Origin of the sequence: Streptomyces sp. NPDC004658, assembly GCF_040609555.1 — a bacterium.
In the GTDB taxonomy this organism is placed as follows: domain Bacteria; phylum Actinomycetota; class Actinomycetes; order Streptomycetales; family Streptomycetaceae; genus Streptomyces.
The window spans coordinates 37,906-44,385 of record NZ_JBEXKG010000058.1 but is presented as its reverse complement, the minus strand read 5'-3'; the positions used below and the strand labels follow the sequence as shown (position 1 = coordinate 44,385).

Here is a 6,480-nt window from a genome sequence, read left to right as displayed (position 1 = left end):
AAGCACGTCGCCGACCACCCGGAGATCGGCAAGGCCGTCCGCGTGATCTCCGACGACGAGGACGACCACCTCGCCCGACGCCACGCTGCTCGCGGCGGCCATCCGCGCGATCCGGGCCGGTGACCTGGCCGCCACCACCCCGCGCAAGGCCGCCGGCGAGCCCCTGGCGGGCGGCGAGCTGCCCCGCACCTCCGCCGCCGAGACCCTGGCCACCATGCAGGCCGCCGTCCTGACCGGCGACTCGGTGTGGATCGGCTACGTCAACGCCGAGGGCGCCGCCAGCCAGCGGGTCATCGCCCCCATCCGGGTCGAGGGCGGCTTCGTGACGGCGTACGACCACACGGCGGACGAGGTACGCACGTTCCCGCTGCACCGGATCACCGGAGTCGCGGAACTGGCGGACGACCGGGACCGTCCCTAGGGCCTCTCGTTCGGCTCAGGCCGGGCTCGCGGGTCCTGGCACCGCGCCTCGCCGCCGATCTTGCGACCCTGGAGCCCTTCCGGCCGCATGAGGCACACTGGACGTTTGGCCGTCATGGAAAGGGTGTGCCGCGCGTGAATGGTCCGCTGATCGTCCAGTCCGACAAGACCCTGCTCCTGGAAGTCGACCACGAGCGGGCCGACGACTGCCGGCGGGCCATCGCGCCCTTCGCCGAGCTGGAGCGGGCACCCGAGCACATCCACACCTACCGGGTCACCCCGCTGGGCCTGTGGAACGCGCGCGCCGCCGGGCACGACGCCGAGCAGGTCGTGGACGCCCTGGTGCAGTACAGCCGCTACCCCGTGCCGCACGCGCTGCTCGTGGACATCGCCGAGACGATGGACCGCTACGGCCGCCTCACCCTCAGCAAGCACCCCGCGCACGGGCTCGTCCTGACCACCACCGACCGGCCGGTGCTGGAAGAGGTGCTGAAGTCCAAGCGGATCGCCCCGCTGGTCGGCGCCCGGATCGACCCGGACACCGTGGCCGTGCACCCCTCCGAGCGCGGGCAGATCAAGCAGACGCTGCTGAAGCTGGGCTGGCCAGCCGAGGACCTCGCCGGGTACGTCGACGGTGAGGCGCACCCGATCGAGCTGCTGGAGGACGGCTGGGCGCTCCGGCCGTACCAGAAGCAGGCCGTGGAGAACTTCTGGCACGGCGGCAGCGGCGTCGTCGTGCTGCCCTGCGGCGCCGGGAAGACGCTGGTGGGGGCCGGGTCCATGGCCCAGGCGAAGTCGACCACGCTGATCCTCGTCACCAACACCGTCTCCGCCCGGCAGTGGAAGCACGAGCTGGTGAAGCGGACCTCGCTGACCGAGGACGAGATCGGCGAGTACAGCGGGACGAGGAAGGAGATCCGGCCCGTCACCATCGCCACCTACCAGGTGCTGACGACCAAGCGGAAGGGCGTCTACCCGCACCTGGAGCTGTTCGACTCCCGGGACTGGGGCCTGATCGTCTACGACGAGGTGCACCTGCTGCCCGCGCCCGTCTTCAAGTTCACCGCCGATCTCCAGGCGCGGCGGCGGCTCGGGCTCACGGCCACCCTGGTGCGCGAGGACGGCCGCGAGTCGGACGTGTTCTCCCTCATCGGGCCCAAGCGGTTCGACGCGCCCTGGAAGGAGATCGAGGCGCAGGGGTACATCGCGCCCGCCGACTGCGTCGAGGTCCGGGTCAACCTGACCGACTCCGAGCGGCTGGCGTACGCGACGGCCGAGACGGAGGAGAAGTACCGGTTCTGCGCCACGACGGAGACCAAGCGGAAGGTCACCGAGGCGATCGTCCGCCGGTTCGCCGGGCAGCAGATCCTCGTCATCGGGCAGTACATCGACCAGCTGGACGAGCTGGGCGAGCACCTGAACGCCCCGGTGATCAAGGGCGAGACCTCCAACGCGCAGCGCGAGAAGCTCTTCGACGCGTTCCGCGAGGGCGAGATCAGCGTGCTGGTGGTGTCGAAGGTCGCCAACTTCTCCATCGACCTGCCCGAGGCCACGGTCGCCATCCAGGTGTCCGGCACCTTCGGCTCCCGGCAGGAGGAGGCCCAGCGGCTCGGCCGGGTGCTGCGTCCCAAGGCCGACGGCCACCAGGCCCACTTCTACTCGGTCGTCGCCCGCGACACCATCGACCAGGACTTCGCCGCCCACCGGCAGCGCTTCCTGGCCGAGCAGGGGTACGCCTACCGGATCGTGGACGCGGACGAGATCCTGGCCGACAGCTAGGGCCTGCCGTTCACGCCGTGTGCACCTCCAGGGCGGCGCGCACGGCGGATTCCAGGGCCCCCTCGATCCACGCCGGCTTGACGGAGGTGTGGTCGCCCGCGAAGTGCAGGGGGCCCTCGGGGGCCGGGATGGACGGGAGCAGTTCCGTGTGCTGGCCGGGCAGGAGGACGGACGCCTCACCGTAGGCGTAGGGGTCGCGCAGCCAGCTCTGGGTGCGGCCCGCGCCGGTGTAGAAGACCTCGATCCGCTGGCCGTAGACCTCCTGGAGGCCGCACAGGGCGTGCGGGTAGCGGGCGTCGTCGTCGAGGGAGTCCCAGCGCAGGGCGTCGTCCGCCCAGCTGTAGGAGGCCAGGACCACCCCGCCCGCGCTGCCGGGGACCGGGTGGGACGGGTGGTACATGAAGCGGTTGGCGTTGTCCGACACCGAGCCGCCGCCGATGACGTCGGCCGCTTCCGGCTGGTCGCGGCCGACGGCGCGGTTGGCGGCGTAGTGCACGCGCTGGCCGGGGGTGATGTGTCCGCGCGGGACGGAGGGGTGCGCGCCCAGCAGACGGCCGTCGCCGGGGGTGCGGCCGGTGCGGTAGGCGTCGTAGAGGCCGGGGTCGATGCGGTGCAGCTCCCGCTTCCAGTCGGACTCGTCGAACTCCCACCAGCGGCGGCTGAACTCCAGCAGCACCTTGGTCGCGCAGTCGTAGTGCAGTTCGGTGATCGCGCGCCGCTTGGTGTACGACATCAGCGGGCTGATCTGCACGTGCCGCAGGCCGGAGAACGGCACGGTGACCACGGCCGCGTCGGCGGTGAACTGCTCCCGCACGACCGGTCCCCCTCGGCCCTCCGAGACGGTGTCCACCCATACGCGGGGTCCCTCGGCGTGGACGTGGGGCGCGCTGTCGCCGCCGGCGCGGTCGGGGTCGTGGTACTCGATCCGCGTGACCCGCCGGTCGAACCGCACGGCCCCGCGGACCTTGGCGAGCAGCGCGTCCGGCAGGACGGCCGTGCCGCCCTCCAGCTCCCAGAACGTCGTGTCCGGGCTGATCAGGGACGAGCCGATGAAGCTGTGGACGAAGGACAGGGGCAGCCGTGAGGTGAGGTTCTCGACCGTGCCGACGAGGTCGACCGTCCGCTCGTCCAGGCCCGCGTGCTCGGTCAGGAAGCGGAACATCGACCAGTCGCCGAAGCGCTGGATCACCCTGGCCCAGCCCTGCACCCGTTCGGGCAGCGGCTTGTCGACGCGCTTGCCGTCCGGGCCGACCGTGCTGAACTCGTCGCGCACCGGGTCGAGGACCGAGCGCAGGATGGCCGCGGCCGGGGTGTCCCAGTGGGCGCGCGGGACGCCGAAGGAGCGGTTGATGCGCCGGGGCGCGCGGGCGTAGTCGGCGCGCCGCATGCGGATGCCGTTGACGTGGATCCAGGTGTGGGAGGCCGGACGGCCGTCCGCGTCGACGTCGACGTAGTAGAACGGCCGTTTTTTCAGGCCCAGTTGGCCGATGAGGTCCATCACGAGCGGGTGGCTGCCGGGCAGCCGCATCGCGCCGGCCTCGGCGTACTGGCGGGGGTCGGCGAAGGGCTGCGCCGCCTTCTCGTGGCCGCCGTGGCGGAAGGTCTTGATGCGTCCGCCCGCCCGGTTGCCGTTGGCCTCCAGGACGGTCACACGGTGTCCGGCCCGCAGCAGCAGCCAGGCCGTGACGAGACCGGCCGGGCCCGCCCCGATGACGAGGACGTTCCTGGGCCCGCCCGCCCGCCGCCGCGGCAGACCGTCCTTGAGCACCCGCCGGTAGCCGGGGACGAGGGGCCGGTCCGCGGAGTCCACGACGAGCAGGGCCCGTGCGGCGGCGAGGCAGCGGTCGAAGTCCGCGCCGCGCGCGCGGGAGGGGGCCGCCGGGGCGGGGGCCCGAGGGGGTGCCGGGGCGGGCACGGCCGCCGCGCTGCCCGTGCCGAGGAGGGTGGCCGCGGTGGTCGTGCCGGCGGCGGCCGTGAGCGTACGCCTGGTCAGGCCGCCGTTGCCGGCGTCCACCTGGTGATCTTCGGTCATGGCGAACTTCTACTGGTCCGCCCGGCCGGCGCGCCCCGGGTCGCGGTGAATTGCCACGGACGAGGGAAACGCGCCGTTCAAACCGGTTCCGCCCGGGTGCGCGGAGGCGCGGTGAGGTGGTCCGTCGCACCCGATTACGGCGAAGGGATGAATCGCGCCCCGTCTCACGCGCCGCGGGGTTCCGGGTCAGGACACTGCCCCCTACAGACCCGTGCGCGGAGGGGGAACAAGGTGGAACAGCGGCGTCCCGGGGTGGGTGCCCGAGCGCGGTACTGGTTCGACACGACCCTGGCGCGCGGGACCTCGGCCCTGGTCGGCTGGCTGGTGGTGGTCTGCCTGGCCCTCGTCGTCCCCGCGAGCGCGGTGCTGGTGTGGACGGCTCCGCACGCCCCCGCCACCTTTTCCGGGAAACTGGCGCGGGTCTGGCGCCTGACCGGGGAGACGCTGCGGCTGGGCGGCACCACCGGCACCCCGTTACGGGTGCTGCTGTCGGTGCTGCTGGCCCTCGTCGCCCTGGTGTACGTCTCGACCCTCGTCGGTCTCATCACGACCGGGCTGACCGAGCGCCTCATCGCCCTGCGGCGAGGGCGCTCCACGCTCCTGGAGCACGGCCACGTGGTGGTCCTCGGCTGGTCGGAGCAGGTGTTCACGGTGGTGAGCGAACTGGTCGCGGCGGGCGCCAACCAGCGGGGCTCGGCCGTGGCCGTCCTGGCCGACCGGGACAAGACGGCCATGGAGGAGGCCCTGTACAGCAAGGTGGGTCCCACCGGCCGCACCCGTCTGATCTGCCGCAGCGGGCCGTCGACCGATCCGGCCGTGCTCGCGCTGACCAGTCCGGCCACGGCCCACTCGGTGCTCGTGCTGCCGCCCGACGACGCGCGCGGCGACGCCGACGTGGTCAAGACCCTGCTGGCCCTGCGGGCGACGCAGTCCGGGGACGGCGCCACCGCGCCCGTCGTGGCCGCGGTCCGGGACAGCGGCTACCTGCTGGCGGCCCGCCTGGCCGCGGGAGAGCACGGCATCGTCGTGGAGAGCGACACGGTCACCGCGCGGCTCATCGCCCAGGCCGCACGCCGCCCGGGGCTGTCCCTCGTCCACCGCGAGCTGCTCGACTTCGCCGGGGACGAGTTCTACCCGGCCTCACACCCGTCGCTGGTCGGCCGCGACTTCGGTGACGTGCTGCTCTCCTACGGCAACGCGAGCGCGGTCGGGCTGATCCGCGACGGTGTGCCCTGGCTGAACCCGCCGGCGCGCACGGTGGTCGGGCCCGACGACCGGATCATCGTCATCGCCGCCGACGACGACACCGCCGAACTGGCCGACTGCACGGGGCTCGTCGAGGAGCGGCTCATGGCGGGCCCACGGCCGCGCGGCACACGGCCGGAGCGCGTGCTGGTGCTGGGCTGGAACCGCCGGGCGCCGCTCATCCTCCGGGAATGGGGCCGCAACGCGCCACCGGGCTCCGTCGCCGACGTGGTGGCGGACGAGGACGAGACGACCGTGCGGACGGCGTGCGACACCGGCGACGCCGGCTGGACGTGCGTGCACCGCAGGGGCGACACCACCCGGCCGGAGACACTGAGCGGCCTGGACATCGCCTCCTACGACAGTGTCGTCGTGCTCGGTCAGGAGCCGCGGCCCGGCGAGTCCCCGGAGGAGCCGGACAACCGCACGCTCGTCACCCTGCTCGTGCTGCGCCACCTCGAACAGCGGATCGGCCGGGAGCTGCCGGTGGTCACCGAACTGACCGACGACGGCAACCGGCCCCTCGCACCGCTCGGCCCCGGAGCCGACGTGATCATCAGCGGCAAGCTCATCGGGCTGCTGATGGCCCAGATCTCCCAGAACCGTCACCTGGCGGCGGTGTTCGACGAGCTGTTCTCCGCCGGCGGCACCCAGATCCACCTGCGGTCGGCCGCCGACTACGTCCTGCCCGGCCAGGAGGCGTCCTTCGCCACCGTCGTCGCCGCGGCGCGCGACCGGGGCGAGTGCGCCATCGGTTACCGCGGCCACGCCGACGCCGGCCGCGCCCCCGGCTACGGGCTGCGCGTCAACCCGCCCAAGGCCGACCGCCGGCGCTGGACCACCGGGGACGAGGTGGTCGTCATCGCCGGCGACGGCCACGCGAGCCGGAGCGTTCCGCGAAGCCGCGATCCGCGACACGAACGGCACGACGGCGCCGACCGCGGCGACCGCCTCGGAGGGGACGCCCGGACCGGGGACGGGGCGGACCCGCCGACGCGGTGACG

At 73.2% G+C, this 6,480-nt stretch carries 3 protein-coding genes and 1 pseudogene; 3 read left to right on the top strand and 1 reads right to left on the bottom strand.

Annotated elements, in window-relative coordinates; translation table 11 throughout:
- Window positions 1-73: 73 nt before the first annotated feature.
- Window positions 74-421, top strand: a pseudogene (locus ABZV94_RS20980) (WYL domain-containing protein); the annotation flags it as partial.
- A 134-nt stretch (window positions 422-555) separates the two neighbouring features.
- The gene (locus ABZV94_RS20975) at window positions 556-2,199 is read left to right on the top strand and encodes a DNA repair helicase XPB (RefSeq protein ID WP_356342239.1); all 1,644 of its coding nucleotides are present in this window, start codon (window positions 556-558) and stop codon (window positions 2,197-2,199) included.
- 10 nt (window positions 2,200-2,209) lie between these two features.
- On the opposite strand, the gene ABZV94_RS20970 is transcribed toward ABZV94_RS20975, so the two are convergent.
- Window positions 2,210-4,231, bottom strand: a complete 2,022-nt coding sequence (locus ABZV94_RS20970; protein WP_356342237.1) for an FAD-dependent oxidoreductase — start codon at window positions 4,229-4,231, stop codon at window positions 2,210-2,212.
- A gap of 231 nt (window positions 4,232-4,462) precedes the next feature.
- Between ABZV94_RS20970 and ABZV94_RS20965 the strand changes: the two genes are divergently transcribed.
- Entirely contained in the window at window positions 4,463-6,478 is a 2,016-nt protein-coding gene (locus tag ABZV94_RS20965) for an NAD-binding lipoprotein (protein ID WP_356342236.1), read from the top strand.
- Window positions 6,479-6,480: the final 2 nt, after the last annotated feature.